Origin of the sequence: Sphingomonas sp. (assembly GCF_039595165.1) — a bacterium.
In the GTDB taxonomy this organism is placed as follows: domain Bacteria; phylum Pseudomonadota; class Alphaproteobacteria; order Sphingomonadales; family Sphingomonadaceae; genus Sphingomonas.
Window position 1 is genome coordinate 1 of the sequence record NZ_JBCNMA010000026.1, and the last position, 18,349, is coordinate 18,349.

Genomic DNA, 18,349 nt, shown 5'->3' on the forward strand with positions numbered 1-18,349 from the left:
CTGCTCACCAACCTCGAGGACGGCGACGTCCTCTTCATCGACGAGATCCACCGCCTCCAGCCGCAGGTAGAGGAGGTGCTCTATCCGGCGATGGAGGATCGCGCGCTCGACCTGATGATCGGCGAGGGGCCGTCGGCGCGCAGCGTGCGGATCGACCTGCCGCGCTTCACCCTGGTGGGCGCGACGACGCGGCAGGGGCTGATCACCACGCCGCTGCGCGATCGCTTCGGCATCCCGATCCGCCTGCAATTCTACACGGTCGAGGAGCTGGAGCGCGTCGTCAGCCGCGCCGCCCGCCTGCTCGACCTGCCGATCGCTTCCGACGGGGCGATGGAGATCGCCCGGCGCGCGCGGGGCACGCCACGCATCGCCGGGCGGCTGCTGCGCCGGGTGCGCGACTTCGCCCATGTGCTGGGCGCCGACATCGTCGACGCCAAGGTCGCCGACCAGGCGCTCAACCGGCTGGAGGTCGACAATCTCGGCCTCGACGCGATGGACCGCCGCTACCTCCTCATGATCGCCGACGTGTATCGCGGCGGCCCGGTCGGCGTGGAGACGCTCGCCGCCGGCCTGTCGGAGCCGCGCGACACGATCGAGGAAGTGATCGAGCCGTACCTCATCCAGATCGGCATGATCGCCCGCACCGCCCGCGGCCGCTGCCTCAACGCGGCCGGCTGGAAGCATCTCGGCCTCAACCCGCCCGCCGGATCGCAGGACGGACTGTTCGACGGGAAGTAACCTCCCGCCCGGAGAAGGGCGTGGGAACCTAACTTACCCTCCCGCCTACGGGAGGGGCAGGGAGGCTTTTCTTCCCTGCCTCCTCCATTCTCCTTTCCCTTATCCCCGTACCATTCGGACGCTTGCGCTTCCCGCGCGAGCAAGTTAGACACTGAACCATATGGTTCAGTATGCAGATACGCCGCTCGATCTCTCCTTTGCCGCGCTGTCCGATGCGACGCGCCGTGGGATCATCGATCAGCTCGGGCGAGGGGACGCGTCGATCACCAGTCTCGCGGACAGGTTCCAGATGACGCTGACCGGGATGAAGAAGCACGTCCAGGTGCTCGAGCGGGCGGGACTGGTCATCACGCAGAAGGTCGGACGGGTGAGAAGCTGCAAGCTCGGGAAACGCGGCCTCGCGGCGGAGGCCGAATGGATCGAGGCGCACCGCAAGCTCTTCGAGGCCCGTTTCGACGCCCTGGACGAAATCATCAGCGAACTGAAACAGGAGGAAAGCGATGGATCAGCACGTTAGCGGTGCAGGTGGCGCGCAGTATCGCACGTCAGTGGAGCGCAAAGGCGATCGCGAGCTCGTCGCAACGCGGATATTCGACGCGCCGCCGAGCATCGTCTTCAGGGCGTGGAGCCAGCCCGAGCTGTTCCAGCGCTGGTGGGTGCCGAAATCGGTATCCGGCATTTCGCTCGTAGCATGCGACATGGACGTCCGCACCGGCGGCAAATATCGGCTGGAATTCAGTACCGGCGGCTCGGAAACGATGGCCTTCTACGGCAAGTATCTCGAGGTGGTGCCGAACGAGCGCATCGTCTGGACCAACGACGAAGGCGAAGAGGGCGCGGTCACGACCGTGACCTTCGAGGAGCAGGGCGGGAAGACGCTGCTGGTCTTCCACGAAATCTATCCGTCGAGGAAGGCGCTCGAGGAAGCGCTGCAGGGCTCGGCGGCCGGATTGCCCGAGCAGCTGGAGCAGCTCGGCGAACTGCTTTCCGGCATGGACGGGTAGTGCGCGGAATCCGCCTCGAAGGTATCCGCCCGCCAACATAAAGAGAAAGCGCCGGGGGTGACCCCGGCGCTTTCCGCATTCCTCAGTTGAGCCGCGCTTCCTGGAGCCCGTCGACCGCCTTGCTCACCAGCACGTTCACCGCCACGCGGCGATTCTGCGCCTTGCCCTCGGGGGTCGTGTTGTCGGCCAGCGGGTCGGCTTCGGCCATCCCGGTCGGGGTCATCACGCGATAGGGCTTCCACTTGCAGGCCTGCTGCAGGTAGTTGATCACGCTGCTCGCGCGCTTTTCGCTGAGCGCCTGGTTGAACTCCTGGCTGCCCGTCGAATCGGTATAGCCGACCACCAGCAGCACGGCATTGTCCATCGCCTCGGCCTGGGTCGCCGCGGCGCACAGGTCGGCCTTGGCCTGGGCGGAAAGCACCGCCTTGCCGGTGTCGAAGTTCACGTTGGTCGTGCTCTTGACGTTGTACTGGTCGATATCGCCGACGCGGCTGCGCAGCGCGTCGTTCGCCGCGGTCTGCTGGGCGAAGCGCTGGTCGGTGCCGTTGTGGATCATGTTCGCGGTGCGCAGATCCTTGTTCTGCAGCTTGATCTGGCTCGCCACCAACTGGTCGCCCGCCTGCATCGTCTTGATGCTGACCGGCAGGCCGTTCATCAGCGACTCCGAAGCGAGCTTGGTGCGGCCAAGGCCCAAGAACCCGCCGCTGCCGCGGATTTTGGTCGTATCGGTGACCGCAATGACCGTCTTGTTGCCGTCGGCGGTGGTGACCTGCACCCGGTCGCCGTCGCGCGCGGAGATGATGCCGTTGACGTCGGGGCCTTCGGTCATCGCGGCGGCGGGCGGAGTCTGGCCATAGATGGAGACGTCGGCCGGCGGCTGGCCCTGCTCCTGCGCCATCACGCTGGCGGGCGCCGCTCCGGCGCACAGGGCCAGCAGCAACAGCGCCTTGGGGCTATTCGAAATCACTCGCATACTCTCACTCCTGAACTCGACCGGTCGGCGGCGCGCTCGCAGCCGCACGTCCAATCCCTGCCCCGGGAGGCGCAATCGGTCGTCAAATAGCCCCTCCCTCTCTTGTCATGGGATGCGCCGCAAAAACGCAGCACTCGAACCCCACGGGTAGCTGGGTGATCTGCGCAACCGCTAACCTTGATTAATGATCCCGACACCGTGGCGCCGAGCCGCCAACCGGTGCGCATCGCGCGACGGACCGATGCGGGCTGGGTGAGACGACACCGCCTGCCGGGCAATTTGCGCAACGAGAAAGGCGCCGGGGTTTCCCCCGGCGCCTTCCAGATCTTGCAATCGACGCGAAGCCTCAGGCCGCCTTCGCCCGCGACTGGCGCTTGCGCTCGTGCGGATCGAGGAAGCGCTTGCGCAGGCGGATCGTCTTGGGCGTCACCTCGACCATCTCGTCGTCGTCGATATAGGCGATGGCCTGCTCGAGCGTCATCTTCTTCGGCGGGGTCAGGCGGATCGCGTCGTCCTTGCCCGACGAGCGGATGTTGGTGAGCTGCTTCGCCTTCATCGGATTGACCTCGAGGTCCTCCGGCTTGGCGTTCTCGCCGATCACCATGCCCTCGTACAGGGCCTCGCCATGGCCGACGAACAGGATGCCGCGCTCCTCAAGGCTGTTGAGCGAATAGGCGTTGGCCTCGCCCGTGCCGTTGGAGATCAGCACGCCGTTCTTGCGGCCCTCGATCGTGCCCTTGTGCGGCCCGTATTTCTCGAACAGCCGGTTCATGATGCCGGTGCCGCGCGTGTCCGACAGGAACTCGCCATGATAGCCGATCATGCCGCGCGAGGGCGCCGAGAAGGTGATGCGGGTCTTGCCGCCGCCCGAGGGGCGCATGTCGGTCATCTCGGCCTTGCGCAGGTTCATCTTCTCGACCACCGCGCCCGAATGCTCGTCGTCGACGTCGATGATGACCGTCTCGTACGGCTCCATCTTCTGGCCGTTCTCTTCCTGCAGCAGCACGCGCGGGCGGCTGATGCCGAGCTCGAAACCCTCGCGGCGCATCGTCTCGATCAGCACGCCGAGCTGGAGCTCGCCGCGGCCGGCGACTTCGAAGCTGTCCTTGTCGGCAGCTTCGGTGACCTTGATCGCGACGTTCGACTCGGCCTCGCGGAACAGGCGGTCGCGGATCATGCGCGAGGTGACCTTGGTGCCCTCACGGCCGGCCATCGGGCTGTCGTTGACGGCGAAGCGCATCGACAGCGTCGGCGGGTCGATCGGCTGCGCCTGGATCGGCTCGCTCACCGAGGTGTCGGCGATGGTGTTGGCGACGGTCGCCACGGTGAGGCCGGCGAGGCTGATGATGTCGCCCGCCTGCGCCTCGTCCACCGGCACGCGCTCGAGACCGCGGAACGACATGATCTTCGACGCGCGGCCGGTCTCGATCACATTGCCCGCGGCGTCGAGCGCGTGGATCGCCTGGTTGACCTTGACCTTGCCCGAGGTCACGCGGCCGGTGAGCACGCGGCCGAGGAAGTTGTCGCGGTCGAGCAGCGTGACGAGGAAGGTGAAGGGCGCGTCGACGTCGAGCGCGGGCGGCGGCACATGGTCGACGATCTTCTGGAACAGCGGTTCCAGCGTGCCCTCGCGCAGGCTCGGGTCCTCATTGGCATAGCCGTTGCGGCCCGAGGCGTAGAGCACCGGGAAGTCGAGCTGCTCGTCGGTCGCCTCGAGGCTGACGAACAGGTCGAAGACCTCGTCGAGCACTTCCTGGATGCGCTCGTCGGGGCGGTCGATCTTGTTGACCACGACGATCGGACGCAGGCCGAGCTTGAGCGCCTTGCCGGTCACGAACTTGGTCTGCGGCATCGCGCCTTCGGACGAATCGACCAGCAGGATGACGCCATCGACCATCGAGAGGATGCGCTCGACCTCGCCGCCGAAATCGGCGTGGCCGGGGGTGTCGACGATGTTGATCCGCGTGCCGTTCCACTCGACCGAGGTCGGCTTGGCGAGGATGGTGATCCCGCGCTCCTTCTCGAGGTCGTTCGAGTCCATCGCGCGCTCTTCGACGCGCTGGTTGTCGCGGAAGGTGCCGGACTGGCGGAAGAGCTGGTCGACGAGCGTGGTCTTGCCGTGGTCGACGTGGGCGATGATCGCCACGTTGCGAAGGTTCATAACAGGTCCTGGATGCCGCGGAAGCGCGGTTGCGCGGGCGCCCTTAGCTCAATTTGTGCGGCGCGGAAAGGGCTCGCGCATCGGCGGCGGGTTCGGCCTTGAGGCGGTAGACCTTGCCGAGATCGACGGCGGCGGGCGAGGCCTGCGCGGCGGTGCTCACCGGCACCCACACCGCGATCGAACCGGCAATCATCATTTTCAGCCTGCGTTCCATGCCACCCATCCTAACCGCGACATGTTAACAGGTCGCGACACTGGAACATCCCACAACGTCGGTCGGTTGCACCATAATTCAAGTGTATTATATTGGCGATACACTTGAAGCGCACGCGGTTCCCGTTCATCTTGCGCGGAACTGCTGGAGAGATGGGCAAATGGCGACCGAAACTGCAACTGCCGAGAAGACCGACGATCTGGTGCTGACCGCCCCCGAGCCGCTCAAGGAGCGGCCGGCGGAGAAGATGGCCGGGCTGGTTCCCGTCGACGAGGGCAAGAAGAGCGAGCTGGTGGGACGGGTCGAGAGCTTCATCGACGATCTCGTCGCGCAGGACGTCAACTCGCCCGAGTTCGGCAAGCGCGTCGATGCGATCACCGCGATGGGATCGAAGGAGATCCGCGACGCGGCGGGCCAGTCGAACCGCTTCCTCGACCGCCCGGTGCGGGCGATGGACAAGGATGTGGGGGTCGGCAAGGACCTGGCCGAGCTGCGCCGGGTGGTCGAGGACCTCGACCCCGGCAAGCGCGGCGGCCTGACCCAGCGCAAGAAGCTGTTCGGTATCATCCCGTTCGGCAACAGCCTGCGCAACTATTTCGACAGCTACAAATCGAGCCAGTCGCACATTGCCGCGATCCTCAAGAGCCTCCAGTCGGGCAAGGACGAGCTGCTGATGGACAATGCCGCGATCGACGTCGAGCGGCAGAACCTGTGGGCGGCGATGGGCCGGCTCGAGCAGATGATCTACATCTCCAAGGAGATGGACCAGAAGCTCGAGGACAAGGCGCTCGAGCTCGATCACAGCGATCCGGCCAAGGCCAAGGCGATTCGCGAGACCGCTTTGTTCTACACCCGCCAGCGCACCCAGGACCTGCTGACTCAGATGGCGGTGACGGTGCAGGGCTATCTCGCGCTCGACCTGGTCAAGAAGAACAATGTCGAGCTGGTGAAGGGCGTCGACCGCGCCTCGACCACCACTGTCGGCGCGCTGCGCACCGCGGTGACCGTGGCGCAGGCGCTGACCGCGCAGCGGCTGGTGCTCGACCAGATCACCGCGCTCAACACCACGACCGCGAACATCATCGATTCGACCGGCAACCTGCTCAAGGAGAATACGAGCCGCATCCACGAGCAGGCGGCGAACAGCACGATCCCGATCGAGACGCTGCAGCGTGCATTCCAGAACATCTACGACACGATGGACGCGATCGACACGTTCAAGCTCAAGGCGCTCGACAGCATGAAGACCACGGTCAACGTGCTGTCGAACGAGGTCGAGAAATCGAAGGGCTATATCGCCCGTGCCGAGGGTGCCGCGCAGAACCAAGTTTCGGGCGCCGAGCAGTTCAAGCTGGAGGCGCTGTAAGCACCGCCGATGCCAAGTGAGATCGACCGCGAAATCGCCCGTGCCGACGAGGTGCTCAACCGCTCGCGCGAGCGCTACACGACACTGAACGCGCGCGCCAAGAAACGGCGCGACGCGGAGATCCTGACTCGCGTCGGCCGGATCGCGGGCGCGGCGGGGGTGATCATCGTCGGTGCGATGATCCTCGGCTGGTTCCTGCCGCTGGGGATGGGCGGAGCACTGATCGTGATGGCGCTGCTGATCGCGGCGACCCTGTTCTTCGGGCTGATGCCGACGAGCACCGAGGTCGCGCCGGAGAAGTTCGGCGAGGCGCCGCTCGCGACACTGCCGCTGCGTACCGAAGAATGGCTCGACCGCCAGCGCCCGACGCTGCCGGGCGCGGCGATGCCGTTGCTCGACTCGATCGGGATGAAGCTCGACGTGCTGGCCGGCCAGCTCAAGACGCTCAACGAAGGCGAGCCGGCGGCCGCCGAGGTGCGCAAGCTGGTCGGCGAGCAGCTGCCCGAGTTGGTCAAGGGCTATCAGCGCGTGCCCGCGAACCTGCGCGGGCAGGACCGGTTCGGCCAGTCGCCGGACAAGCAGCTGGTCGACGGGCTCGGGCTGATCGACCAGGAGATCGCGCAGATGTCGACTCAGCTCGCCCAGGGCGACCTCGATGCGCTGGCGACGCGCGGGCGCTATCTCCAGGTCAAGTATCGCGGCGACGAAATCGAGGGCTGATCCTCAGGTCTTGATGATCGAGGCGCCGCCGTCGACCGCGATCGCCGCGCCGGTGACGAAGCTCGCCGCGTCGGAGGCGAGGAACAGCGCCATCTCGGCGATCTCCTCCGGTTCGGCGAGGCGCTTGAGCGCATGGAGCTGCTCCATCCAGGCCTGCACGCCGGGATCGGCGCCGGGCTGGCGCGCGGCGCTGGCGGGCGTGTCGGTGCCGCCGATGACCAGCGCGTTGGCGCGGATGCGCTGCGGTCCGAGCTCGACCGCGAGGGTGCGGACGAGGCCGAGCAGTCCCGCCTTGGCGGCGGCATAGGCGCCCATGCCGGGGATGCCGTTGACGGCGCCGACGAAGCTCGAGCTGAACAGGATCGACCCGCCGCCGCGTGCCGTCATGGCCGCCGCCTGGTGCTTGGCGCCGAAGAAGGCGGCGGTGAGGTTGGTGGCGATGGTCGACGCCCAGTCGTCCGCCGAAAGGCCGGTGAGCGGGCCGCTCGCGCCGACGCTGCCGGCGTTGTTGAACGCGATGTCGAGGCCGCCGAAACGCTCGACGCCGAGGGCGACCAGCGCCTCGGCATAGGCTTCGTCGCGGACGTCACCGGCGAGGATCGCGGTATCGCCGTCGAGCGCGTCCGCCACCCGCTGCAGCTCATCCTCGCGGCGTGCGGCGAGGACGAGCCGGGCGCCTTGCGCAGCGAAGCGCCGCGCGGCCGCCTCGCCGATTCCCGAGCTCGCGCCGGTGATGATCGCTACCTTGCCGTCGAGCCTTGCCATGTTCGCGTCTCCTTGGTTCGGAGCGCGATGTGCAGTAGGCGGCGGCGCGGCGCTTCCCGGCGCTTGCCTTCAAAAACGGGGGCGGCCGAGCGCGGCGACGGCGCGCTCGCGCAGATGCTCGGCCGCCGCCGCATGAATGCCGGGCGCGGTGGCGAGGACGCCGAACGCCTCGCCCGCCGGCGTGTTGAAGCGCAGCTTCCTGCCGAGCGCGTCGGTGATCCTGGCCCCCGCCTCGCGTGCGATCAGCGTGGCGGCGGCGATGTCCCACTCATTGCCCCAGCGGAAGGTGGCGAGCAGGTCGGCCTCGCCCGCCGCGACCATCGCGATGCGCAGCGCGATCGAATTGGGCTTGGCGACCATCGTCAGGTGGCGGTCGACCCTGGGCAGATCGTCGGCAGGGACGCGCGCACCGGCCAGCTCGACGCGGTCCGATGCCGCGATCGGGCTGCCGTTGCGGGTGGCGCCCTTACCCGCCTCGGCGAGCCAATGCTCGCCACGGGCGGGGGCGGCGAGCACGCCGATCACCGGCTGGCCATTCTCGACCAAGGCGACCGACACCGCCCAGCCGGGCCGCTCGCGCAGATAGTCGCGCGTGCCGTCGATCGGATCGACCACCCAGATCCGATTGGCGGAGAGGCGGGCGAGGTCGTCGGCGGTTTCCTCCGACAGCCAGCCGGCGTCCGGCAACAGCGCGGCGAGGCGTTCGCGCAGCATTGCGTCGACCGCGAGGTCGACTTCGCACACGAAGTTGTTGGGCGACTTCTCCCATTTGCGCACGTCGGTTCGGAAGCGGACGAGCGCCAGCTTCGCGGCCTCGGCGGCGATATCGCTGACGGCCTGGGCGAGGGTGTCAGCCACTGGCGACGGTCATTCCATCGATGCGCAGGGTCGGCACGTTGATACCGTAGCGGAATTCGAGATCGTTGGCGGGGACGAGGTCGCGGAACATCGCCTGCAGCGTACCGGCGACGGTGAACTCCGACACCGGGCGGGTGATCTCGCCATTCTCGATCAGGAAGCCAGCGGCGCCGCGGCTATAGTCGCCGGTGACGATGTTGACGCCCTGGCCAATCAATTCCGTGACATAGACGCCATAGCTGATGTCGGCGATGAGCGTGTCGACCGGAAGCTTGCCATTCTCGAGGAACAGGTTGCTGGGGCCGACGCCGGGCGCGCCGCCGATGCCGCGGCTGGCATGGCCGGTCGGCTCGAGCCCGAGCTGACGCGCGGCAGCACTGTCGAGCAGCCAGGTCTCGAGCTTGCCGTCCTCGACCAGCGCGACGGGCGAGACCGGCAGCCCCTCGCCGTCGAACGGACGCGAGCGAAGGCCGCGGGGGCGGTGCGGATCGTCCTGGATGCGGATGCCCGGCGCGAAGACCTGAGTGCCCATCGCGTCGAGCAGGAAGCTGGTCTTGCGCGTGATCGCGCTGCCCGAGATCGCACCGCTGAGATGGCCGAGCAGGCTCGACCCGACGCGGGGATCGAGCACGACGGGCATGGCGCCGCTCCTGACCCGGCCCGGATTGAGGCGTGCGACGGCGCGCTCGCCGGCGCGGCGGCCGATCGCCTCGGGCGATTCGACGTGGCGGGCGTGGCGGGCGCTGTGATGGGCATAATCGCGCTCCATCGCCCCGACCTCGCCGGCGAGCACGCTGGCGGAGAGGCCATGGCTGGTGATCGCATAGGCGCCGGCGAAGCCGTGGCTGGTGGCGAGCGCCCAGATGCTGCGGCTGGCCGAGGCGCCGCCGCCTTCGCTGTTGGTGACGCCGGGAACGGCGCGGGCGGCATCCTCGGCGGCGAGCGCCTTGGCCTTGAGCGCGGCCGGGTCGCCGAGTTCGCCATCGTCGAGGTCGAGATCGGGGACGTTGCCGCGCAGCAGCCGCTCGGCCGGGGCGAGGCCGGCCCATTCGTCCTCGGGCGCCTCGCGCGCCATCGCCACCGCGCGCTCGGCGATCGTGTCGAGCGCCTGCGGAGTGAGGTCGGTGGTCGAGATGCTCGCCGAACGCATGCCGGAGAAGACGCGCAGGCCCAGTTCCTCGTGCTCGGCGCGGCCGACATCCTCGAGCGCGCCGAGGCGGACGGAGACCGAGAGCGATTCGCCGGCGGAGAGCATCGCGTCGGCAGCGTCGGCGCCGGCCTTGCGCGCGCGGGCGATGGCGTCGTGGACTCGATCTCGGGCCTGTTCGGGGGTCAGCATCGCGGCGATCTAGGAAGCGAAGGGCGGAAGGTCAAAAGGCGGTCGACCCGACGACGAAGCAGGCGGCGAAAACGAGCAGGCCGGCGAAGCGGTTGGAGCGGAAGCGGCGGAGGGCGTTGTCGCCGTCCCCCGGGGTGAGCGTGCCGACCTGCCACAGCAGATGGATTGCCGCCGGGGCGAGCGCGGCGAGGACGAACTTGTCGGGGCGGATTTGCCACAGCGCGGCGCCCCATAGGGTGAGCGCGACGGCGTAGAAGGCCGCGACACCGAGCCGGACATTGTCGCCGAGGCGGCGGGCCGAGGAGCGCACGCCGACCAGCGCGTCGTCCTCGATATCCTGCAGCGCGTAGATCGTGTCGTAGCCGATCACCCAGAAGATCGAGCCGACATAGAGCAGCAGCGCGGGAGGGGGCAGCTCGCGCGCGATCGCGGCCCAGCCGACCAGGGCGGCCCAGGAGAAGACCAGGCCGAGCCATGCCTGGGGCCACCAAGTGATGCGCTTCATGAAGGGATAGGCGGCGACCAAAGCGAGGCTGGCGAGCGCGACCATCGCGGCGAGCGGGTTGAGCTGGACGAGGACGATGAGACCGATCAGGCAGAGCAGGACCAGCCAGAGCCACGCCGCCTTGAGGCTGACCGCGCCGCTGGCGAGCGGGCGGCCGCGGGTGCGGGCGACCTGGCGGTCGAGATCGCGGTCGACGATGTCGTTGTAGACACAGCCGGCGCCGCGCATCGCGATCGCGCCGAGCAGGAACCACAGGAGCAGGTCCCAGCGCCGCACCGCGCCGCCGGCCAGCGCGATCGCCCAGGCGCCGGGCCAGAAGAGGAGCCACCAGCCGATCGGGCGGTCGAACCGCGCGAGCAGGGCATAGGGTCGCGCAGCCGCCGGGATGAGCCGGATGAGGCCGCGATACTCGGTGTCGGGGACGATTTCCGGCGTAGTGACCAACTTCCCTCCGTCATCCCCGCCCTGTGCGGGGATCCACCGTGCCGCGCGTGATGCGTTCGAGGCTCCAAGGCTGCCAATGCCGTGCTGTGGACCCCGGCACAAGGCCGGGGTGACGAAGATGGGAAGTGTGGCTAGGGCTGGAAGCATGATCGCTATCCCCGCCTGGCCGCCGCAATCGACCCCCCGGCTATTCGTCGAGCCGCCGCTGACCGAGGGCGAGCTGCGGCGGGTCGACGGGCCGCAGGGGCATTATCTCGCGACGGTGATGCGGCTCAAGGCGGGTGATCCGGTGAAGCTGTTCGACGACGCCACCGGCGAATGGCTCGCGATCGCCGCCGAAGTGCGCAAGCGCGACGTGACGCTGGAGGTGCGCGAAAAGCTGCGCGCGCGCGAGGCGGTGCCCGACCTGTGGCTGTGCGCCGCGCCGATCAGGAAGGGGCGGATCGACTGGGTCGCGGAGAAGGCGTGCGAGCTCGGCGTCGCGCGCCTGGCGCCGGTGCTGACGCGGCGCGCGGTGGTCGACAAGCTCAACCTCGAGCGGCTACGCAGCCACATGATCGAGGCGGCCGAGCAATGCGGACGGACGGCGCTGCCGGAGCTGGTCGAGCCCGTGAAGCTGGCGGCGTTGCTCAAGGACTGGCCGGTGGAGCGGGCGCTGTTCTTCGCCGACGAGACCGGCGGTACGCCGGCGCTGGAGGCGATGCGCGCGCATGCCGGGCCGGCGGCGATCCTGGTCGGGCCCGAGGGCGGGTTCGACGCCGAGGAGCGCGACGCGATCCGCGCGATGCCGCAGGCGGTGCGGATTTCGCTGGGGCCGCGCATCCTGCGCGCCGAGACCGCGGCGGCGGCGGCGGTGAGCCTGTGGATGGGCGCCGCGGGGGACTGGTGATTTCCCACTGAAATTCGGGTATTTCATACCCTCTTTCGCCTTTCGTTCCACAAGCGTAAGGCGCGCGAATGAGCACCAAGACGGTTTCAAACAGCAACGCGCCTGTCATCGAGAGCCGTCAGCAGCTCCTCGACTATTTCGCCAAGGGCGAGAAGCCGGCTGAGCGCTGGCGAATCGGCACCGAGCACGAGAAGTTCGTCTATTCGACGGCGGACAATCACGCGCCGAGCTATGACGAGCCGGGCGGCATCCGCGACCTGCTGGCCGAGCTGACTCAGTTCGGCTGGTCGCCGGTGGAAGAGGGCGGCAACGTCATCGCGCTGTCGGGGCCGGACGGCACGGTGAGCCTCGAGCCGGCGGGACAGCTCGAGCTGTCGGGCGCGCCGCTCGAGAATCTCCACGAGACGTGCGCCGAGACCGGGCGGCACCTGCAGCAGGTGAAGGCGGTTGGCGAAAAGCTCGGGCTTGGCTTCCTCGGGCTCGGCATGTGGCCGGACAAGGCGCGCAGCGACCTGCCGGTGATGCCCAAAGGCCGCTACGGCATCATGCTGCGCCACATGCCGCGCGTCGGCGGGCTCGGCCTCGACATGATGCTGCGCACCTGCACGATCCAGGTGAACCTCGACTATGCGAGCGAAGCGGACATGGTGCAGAAGTTCCGCGTCGGGCTCGCGCTCCAGCCGCTGGCGACGGCGTTGTTCGCCAACTCGCCCTTCACCGAGCGCAAGCCCAACGGCTTCCTGAGCTATCGCAGCCATATCTGGTCGGACACCGATCCGCACCGCACCGGGATGCTGCCCTTCGTGTTCGAGGACGGGTTCGGGTACGAGCGTTACATGGAGTACGCGCTCGATGTGCCGATGTACTTCGTCTACCGCGAGGGCAAATATATCGACGCGGCGGGGCTGAGCTTCCGCGATTTCCTGAAGGGCGAGCTTTCGGTCCTCCCCGGCGAGAAGCCGACGATCGACGACTGGGCGGACCATCTGTCGACCGCCTTCCCCGAAGTGCGGCTCAAGACCTTCCTCGAGATGCGCGGGGCCGATGGGGGACCGTGGAACCGCATCTGTGCGTTGCCGGCGCTGTGGGTGGGGTTGCTCTATGACCAGGGCGCGCTGGATGCGGCATGGGATCTGGTCAAGGACTGGGACATGGCCGGGCGGCAGGCGCTGCGCGACAGCGTGCCTAGGCTCGGGCTCGATGCGCCTCTCCCCGGCGGCGGCACGCTGCGCGACATTGCGGGGCAGGTGATCGACATCGCCGGCGCGGGGCTGACCGCTCGCGCGCGCCTCAACTCGGCGGGCGACAATGAGAGCGGATTCCTCGACCCGCTGCGCGAGATCGTGCGGACGGGGAAGGTGCCGGCCGAAGTGCTGCTCGACCATTATCGCGGCGCGTGGGACGGCGACGTTTGCGCGATCTATGGCGAGACGAAGTTTTAGGGGTGATGTAGTCTGGAGCTGCCTCGCTCAGTTTTCCAATTTGTATGGACTGTTCCCCTGCGGAAGCAGGGGCCCAGAGCCACAGGCGATGCGCTCCGGACCCCTGGGCCCTTGCTTCGCAGGGGAACAGTCCGGCAGTTTTCAAACTACGTCACCACCAAGTTCTAGCGTAGCTTGACAGCTGACGCGGCGGCGGCTCTTGTCGTCGCGATGGGGGCAGCGATCCCCCCATGAGGCGTCAGCCGAAGCATCGCATCCAACGAGTGTTCGAGGATGCATCATGCTGCGCGCCGTTCCGCTTGCCTGCCTGACTCTCAGTGCCGCCACGCCCGCTTTCGCCCAGCAACGCGAGGGATTGGATCTCTCGGCGACGACGCGGCTGCGCTACGAGGCGATCGACAACCAACTTCGCGCGGGGTTCGACCGCAGCGACATGCTGGTGAACCTGCGCACCACGCTGCTCGCCAGCTATCGCGAGGGGCCGTTCACGCTCACCGCCGAACTATGGGACAGCCGCGTGTGGGGCGACGACCCCGGCACGCCGGTGACCACGGGTGAGGTCAACACCTTCGAGCTGGTGCAGGCGAACGCGGCCTGGCGGACTCGGATCGGCAAGGCGCGGGTGACGCTGCAGGGCGGGCGGTTCACGCTCAATATCGGTTCGCGGCGGCTGGTGGCGGCGGACGATTATCGCAACACCACCAACGGTTATACCGGGTTCAGGGCCGATATGGCGGCGCCCGGCGGTGTGAGCGCGACGGCGATCTATGTGCTGCCCCAGCAGCGGCGCCCGGACGAAAATGTGGCATTGCGGCGCGGGAAGGTCGAGTGGGACCATGAAGGGTTCGACCAGGTGCTGTGGGGCGGAACGCTGGCCAAGGCGAAGGTGATCGGGCCGGTCAGCATTGAGGCGAGCTTCTTCCATCTGGGCGAGCGCGACACGCCGGGGCGGCCGACGCGCGATCGCTCGCTCGACACCTGGGGCGGGCGGGTGATGCGCGACCCGGCGGCGGGGAAGATGGACTTCGAGGTGGAGGCGTTCCACCAGTCGGGATCGATCAGCGCATCGGCAGCGGGCAATGCGGCGCGGCTGCCGGTCAGCGCGAGCTTCGTGCATGCCGATCTCGGCTACACGCTGCGCGACGCGTGGAAGACGCGGCTGTCGCTGGACGTCGATCGGGCCAGCGGCGACCGTCCGGGTGGGCGTTTCGGCCGGTTCGATACGCTGTTCGGGATGCGTCGGGCCGATCTGGCGCCCGCGGGGCTCTACAATGCGGTGGGGCGGGCGAACCTGGTTTCGGTCGGGCCGCGGATCGAGACCGCGCCGTCCAAGCGCATCGACCTGACCGCGACGTGGCACGCGATGTGGCTGGCGGCGCGGGCCGACAGCTTCTCGACCACCGGCATCCGCGACGCGAGCGGTCGCTCGGGCAGCTTCGCCGGACACCAGGTCGACGCTCGGCTGCGCTGGTGGATGCTGCCCGAGCGGCTGCGCTTCGAATGGACCGGCGTGGTGCTGGCCAAGGGACGGTTCCTGCGCGATGCCCCCAACGCGCCGCGCGGGGGCACCACGGTCTACAACTCGCTCAACCTGACGGCGAGCTTCTGATCGGTCAGACCAGCAGGCCCATCGTCTCCTGCACCTTGCGCAGCAGCGGCGCGGCGAGGGCGGCGGCCTTGTCCGAGCCTTCGCGCAGCACCGCGTCCACTGCCGGGCGGTCGGCCTTCAAGCGGACCATCTCGTCGCGGATCGGGCCGAGCTTGGCCACGGCGAGATCGGCGAGCGCGGGCTTGAACGCGCCGAAGCCCTGGCCGGCATATTCCGCGACCACGTCGTCGGGCGTTCGATCCGACAGCGCGGCGAAGATCGTCACGAGGTTCTTGGCCTCGGGCCGGTCCTTCAGCTCCTCGAACGTTTCGCCGAGCGGCTCAGGGTCGGTCTTCGCCTTGCGGAACTTCTGGGCGATGGCGTCATCATCGTCGATCAGGTTGATTCGCGCCGCGTCCGACGGGTTCGACTTGGACATCTTCGAGGTGGCGTCGCGCAGGCTCATGATGCGCGGTGCTTCCCTGCTCACCAGCGGCTCGGGCTGGACGAGCAGCTCGACTCCATAGTCCTGATTGAACTTGGCGGCGATGTCGCGGGCGAGCTCGAGGTGCTGCTTCTGGTCCTCGCCCACGGGAACGTGGGTGGTCGAATAGAGCAGCACGTCGGCGGCCATCAGCACCGGATAGTCGTAGAGGCCGACGCTGGCGCCTTCGCGGTTCTTGCCCGCCTTGTCCTTGAACTGGGTCATGCGGTTGAGCCAGCCGACGCGCGCGACATTGTTGAGCAGCCAGGTGAGCTCGCTGTGTGCGGGGACGCGGGCCTGGTTGAACAGGATCGAGCGCCTGGGATCGATCCCGCTCGCGATCATCGCGGCGGCGATCTCGAAGGTGTTAGCGTGGAGCGCGGCCGGCTCGATCCATTCGGTGAGGCCGTGCAGGTCGGCGATGAAGTACATGCTCTCGCCGCCGGCGGCGTCGACATCGGCCTGCATCCCCACCCACTGCTTGATCGCACCGAGATAGTTGCCGAGGTGGAGGTTGCCCGTGGGCTTGATGCCGGAAACGACGCGCATGGTACTTCTCTGAGACTAGATGGTCAGGCGGCGCGGCGGCGGAACAGCGCCTTGAGGTCGCCGATCCGCACCGCTCCGGTGCCGAAGCACGCGACCGCGTACACCAAGCATCCGGCGCCGACCAGCACCAGCATCGCCGCGGTACGGATCGTCCAAGTGCCGGTGGTGTAGGGGGTGAACAGGTCATTGAGGAAGAACATCACCACGCCCATCGCCACGGATGCGCCGACCAATCGCCACACGCGGCGCTTGAGCTGCGTATCGGAGACGAAATGGCCGCGCTGGACGAGCGCGCGGTAGAGCAGGGCGACGTTGACCCAGGAAGCAACCGCGGTGGCGAGCGGCGGGCCCATGTGCTGGAGCGGGACGATCAGCGCGAGATTGAGCGCGAGGTTCACCGCGATCGAGATGGTGGCGTAGCGCACCGGGCTCCTGGTATCGGCGCGGGCGTAGAAGCCCGGGGTGAGCACCTTGACCAGGATATAGGCGGGCAGGCCGACCGAGAAGGCAGCGAGCGCCTGGGCGGTCTTGACCGTGTTGTCGGCGGTGAAGGCGCCGTGCTGGAACAGCGCCGCGACGATCGGGCCGCCGCAGATCACCAGCGCCGCGGTGGCGGGCAGAGTGAGGAACAGCGCGAGCTCGGCCCCGCGGTTCTGAGTGTGCATCGCCTCCGCGTCCTTCCCCGCGCCGAGCTGGCGGGCGATGGTCGGGAGAAGCACGGTACCGAGACCGATGCCGATCAGCCCGAGCGGGAGCTGGTTCAGCCGGTCGGCATAGTAGATGTAGGAGACCGAGCCCTCGGCGAGCATGCTGGCAGCGAGCGCGGTCGAGATGATGAGGTTGATCTGGGTCGCCCCCGCGCCTGCGGCAGCAGGGCCGATCAGTGCGAGCAATTTCTTCACGTCGGGCGACAGGCGCGGCATGCGGATGCGCAGCTTCACGCCGTTGGCGCGGCAGGCGAGGATCAGCCAGAGGAGCTGGAGCGCGCCCGAGACGGTGACCGCGATCGCTTGATTGCGCGCGGTGAGCAGTGTGTCCTCGTTGTGGAAGAACAGCAAGGCGACGATCAGCGTGAGGTTGAGCAGGATCGGCGCGGCGGCGTTGACCCAGAATTTATGGAGCGAGTTGAGGATCCCGCCGAGAAGCGAGACGAGGCTGATCAGCAGCAGATAGGGGAAGGTGATGCGCGACAGCTCGACCGCGAAGGCGAATTGGTCGGGCGTCACGTCGTTGAACCCACCCGACAGCGCCCACACCACCGGATAGGCGGCAATCTCCATGATCGCGGTGAGCAGCAGCAGGATCGGGAGAAGAACCGACAGCGCTTCCTCGGCGAAGGAGAGCGCGGATCTGGTATCGCCGTCCGCCTCGCCGACCTTCTTGCTGAACATCGGCACGAAGGCGGCACTGAACGCGCCCTCGGCGAACAGCGCGCGGAACAGATTGGGCAGGCGGAAGGCGATCAGGAACGCGTCGGACGCGAAGCTTGCCCCGACATAGCGCGCGAACAGCGAGTCGCGGACCAGTCCGAGCACGCGGCTGGCGAGCGTCAGCCCGCCGATCGACCCGAGTGCCCGGACTAGGTTCATCGTCCCGCTATCCCTTAGTTCGTCATTCCCGCGAAGGCGGGAATCCATTCTGGCCGACGTCTCGAAGGAGCCGCACCGGCAGCTTCAATGGATCCCCGCCTTCGCGGGGATGACGGTAGAAAGGGGTAGCCCGATCGCCAAGCTCAGGCCTGGCCGGCTTCCCCGGCGGCGCCTTCTTCGGCCTGACGCTGCTCGAGCTGCTGATAGTAGAGGCCGTTGAAGTCGATCGGCTCGAGCATCAGCGGCGGGAAGCCGCCGTCGCGGACGGCATCGGCCAGCACGCGGCGCGCGAACGGGAAGAGCAGGCGCGGCGCCTCGCCCAGCAGGAACGGCTGGAGATGCTCGGCCGGGATGTTGCGGACCGCGAAGAGGCCGGCATAAGCGAGGTCGACGACGAACGCGACCTGGCCCTCGGTCTCGGCGCGCACGTCGATCTTGAGCACCACCTCGTGCACATCCTGCGCGACCTCGGCCGAGCCGATATTGAACTGGACGTCGAACTGCGGCTGGCCCTGGACCTGATAGATCGCCGGGGCGTTGGGATTCTCGAACGAGAAGTCCTTAACATATTGCGAGATCACGCCCACCGAGGGGGCGGTGTCGGCGCCGTTCGCGAGCGGCTCACCCTGCGGCGCTGCGTTTTCCGGCTCGTCCATGTTCGAAAGTCCTTCTGTCTGGGATATAAGTCGCGGCAATCCGCGTTGGAACGACGGTCGCGCCT

The 18,349-nt window shown here is 67.9% G+C and carries 18 protein-coding genes; 8 read left to right on the forward strand and 10 right to left on the reverse strand.

The window, feature by feature from the left end; translation table 11 throughout:
• From ruvB to ABDV68_RS06915, 3 genes are all read left to right on the forward strand, one after another.
• A partial coding sequence (ruvB, locus tag ABDV68_RS06905) for a Holliday junction branch migration DNA helicase RuvB (protein WP_343519009.1) occupies positions 1-738 on the forward strand: 738 nt, incomplete at its 5' end.
• A 160-nt stretch (positions 739-898) separates the two neighbouring features.
• Positions 899-1,255 (forward strand): helix-turn-helix domain-containing protein, encoded by a 357-nt coding sequence (locus tag ABDV68_RS06910; protein ID WP_343519010.1) that lies wholly within the window; start codon positions 899-901, stop codon positions 1,253-1,255.
• Complete coding sequence (locus ABDV68_RS06915) at positions 1,239-1,742, forward strand: SRPBCC family protein (protein WP_343519011.1); 504 nt, start codon at positions 1,239-1,241, stop codon at positions 1,740-1,742. The genes ABDV68_RS06910 and ABDV68_RS06915 overlap by 17 nt, the downstream gene beginning before the upstream one ends.
• An 82-nt stretch (positions 1,743-1,824) precedes the next feature.
• Here ABDV68_RS06915 and ABDV68_RS06920 read toward each other — a convergent pair whose 3' ends face one another.
• The 3 genes from ABDV68_RS06920 to ABDV68_RS06930 form a co-directional block, all read right to left on the reverse strand.
• On the reverse strand, positions 1,825-2,715 hold the full coding sequence (locus ABDV68_RS06920; RefSeq protein WP_343519012.1) for an OmpA family protein: 891 nt from the start codon (positions 2,713-2,715) through the stop codon (positions 1,825-1,827).
• A 346-nt stretch (positions 2,716-3,061) separates the two neighbouring features.
• Complete coding sequence (typA, locus tag ABDV68_RS06925) at positions 3,062-4,876, reverse strand: translational GTPase TypA (protein ID WP_343519013.1); 1,815 nt, start codon at positions 4,874-4,876, stop codon at positions 3,062-3,064.
• Between the two features lie 43 nt (positions 4,877-4,919).
• Complete coding sequence (locus ABDV68_RS06930) at positions 4,920-5,090, reverse strand: hypothetical protein (RefSeq protein WP_343519014.1); 171 nt, start codon at positions 5,088-5,090, stop codon at positions 4,920-4,922.
• A 160-nt stretch (positions 5,091-5,250) separates the two neighbouring features.
• On the opposite strand from ABDV68_RS06930, the gene ABDV68_RS06935 reads away from it, so the two are divergent.
• Positions 5,251-6,456, forward strand: coding sequence for a toxic anion resistance protein (locus ABDV68_RS06935; protein WP_343519015.1), 1,206 nt, complete (start codon positions 5,251-5,253; stop codon positions 6,454-6,456).
• 9 nt (positions 6,457-6,465) lie between these two features.
• Positions 6,466-7,176 carry a hypothetical protein gene (locus ABDV68_RS06940; protein ID WP_343519017.1) on the forward strand — a complete coding sequence of 237 codons (711 nt, stop codon included), beginning with the start codon at positions 6,466-6,468 and terminating at the stop codon, positions 7,174-7,176.
• 3 nt (positions 7,177-7,179) lie between these two features.
• Here ABDV68_RS06940 and ABDV68_RS06945 read toward each other — a convergent pair whose 3' ends face one another.
• The 4 genes from ABDV68_RS06945 to ubiA all read right to left on the reverse strand — a co-directional run bounded on the left by ABDV68_RS06945 (position 7,180) and on the right by ubiA (position 11,087).
• On the reverse strand, positions 7,180-7,941 hold the full coding sequence (locus ABDV68_RS06945; RefSeq protein ID WP_343519018.1) for an SDR family oxidoreductase: 762 nt from the start codon (positions 7,939-7,941) through the stop codon (positions 7,180-7,182).
• Positions 7,942-8,010: 69 nt separating this feature from the next.
• Positions 8,011-8,799 (reverse strand): 3'(2'),5'-bisphosphate nucleotidase CysQ, encoded by a 789-nt coding sequence (locus ABDV68_RS06950; RefSeq protein ID WP_343519020.1) that lies wholly within the window; start codon positions 8,797-8,799, stop codon positions 8,011-8,013.
• Positions 8,792-10,138, reverse strand: a complete 1,347-nt coding sequence (locus tag ABDV68_RS06955; protein ID WP_343519022.1) for a metallopeptidase TldD-related protein — start codon at positions 10,136-10,138, stop codon at positions 8,792-8,794. The genes ABDV68_RS06950 and ABDV68_RS06955 overlap by 8 nt, the downstream gene beginning before the upstream one ends.
• Positions 10,139-10,169: 31 nt before the next feature.
• Positions 10,170-11,087, reverse strand: coding sequence for a 4-hydroxybenzoate octaprenyltransferase (gene ubiA / locus ABDV68_RS06960; RefSeq protein ID WP_343519023.1), 918 nt, complete (start codon positions 11,085-11,087; stop codon positions 10,170-10,172).
• Positions 11,088-11,232: 145 nt separating this feature from the next.
• Here ubiA and ABDV68_RS06965 point away from each other — a divergent pair, with 145 nt between their 5' ends.
• From ABDV68_RS06965 to ABDV68_RS06975, 3 genes are all read left to right on the forward strand, one after another.
• Positions 11,233-11,976: a 16S rRNA (uracil(1498)-N(3))-methyltransferase gene (locus ABDV68_RS06965; protein ID WP_343519024.1), complete on the forward strand. Its 744-nt coding sequence runs from the start codon at positions 11,233-11,235 to the stop codon at positions 11,974-11,976.
• Between the two features lie 68 nt (positions 11,977-12,044).
• Entirely contained in the window at positions 12,045-13,418 is a 1,374-nt protein-coding gene (locus ABDV68_RS06970; RefSeq protein WP_343519025.1) for a glutamate--cysteine ligase, read from the forward strand.
• 280 nt (positions 13,419-13,698) lie between these two features.
• On the forward strand, positions 13,699-15,027 hold the full coding sequence (locus ABDV68_RS06975) for an alginate export family protein (protein ID WP_343519027.1): 1,329 nt from the start codon (positions 13,699-13,701) through the stop codon (positions 15,025-15,027).
• A gap of 4 nt (positions 15,028-15,031) precedes the next feature.
• Here the strand turns inward: ABDV68_RS06975 and trpS are convergent, their stop codons facing one another.
• The 3 genes from trpS to secB form a co-directional block, all read right to left on the reverse strand.
• Complete coding sequence (gene trpS / locus ABDV68_RS06980; protein ID WP_343519029.1) at positions 15,032-16,039, reverse strand: tryptophan--tRNA ligase; 1,008 nt, start codon at positions 16,037-16,039, stop codon at positions 15,032-15,034.
• Between the two features lie 23 nt (positions 16,040-16,062).
• A complete protein-coding gene (gene murJ / locus ABDV68_RS06985; protein ID WP_343519030.1) occupies positions 16,063-17,628 on the reverse strand; it encodes a murein biosynthesis integral membrane protein MurJ in 1,566 nt (521 codons plus the stop codon).
• Positions 17,629-17,771: 143 nt separating this feature from the next.
• Positions 17,772-18,284, reverse strand: a complete 513-nt coding sequence (secB, locus tag ABDV68_RS06990) for a protein-export chaperone SecB (RefSeq protein ID WP_343519031.1) — start codon at positions 18,282-18,284, stop codon at positions 17,772-17,774.
• Between the last annotated feature and the right edge of the window lie 65 nt (positions 18,285-18,349).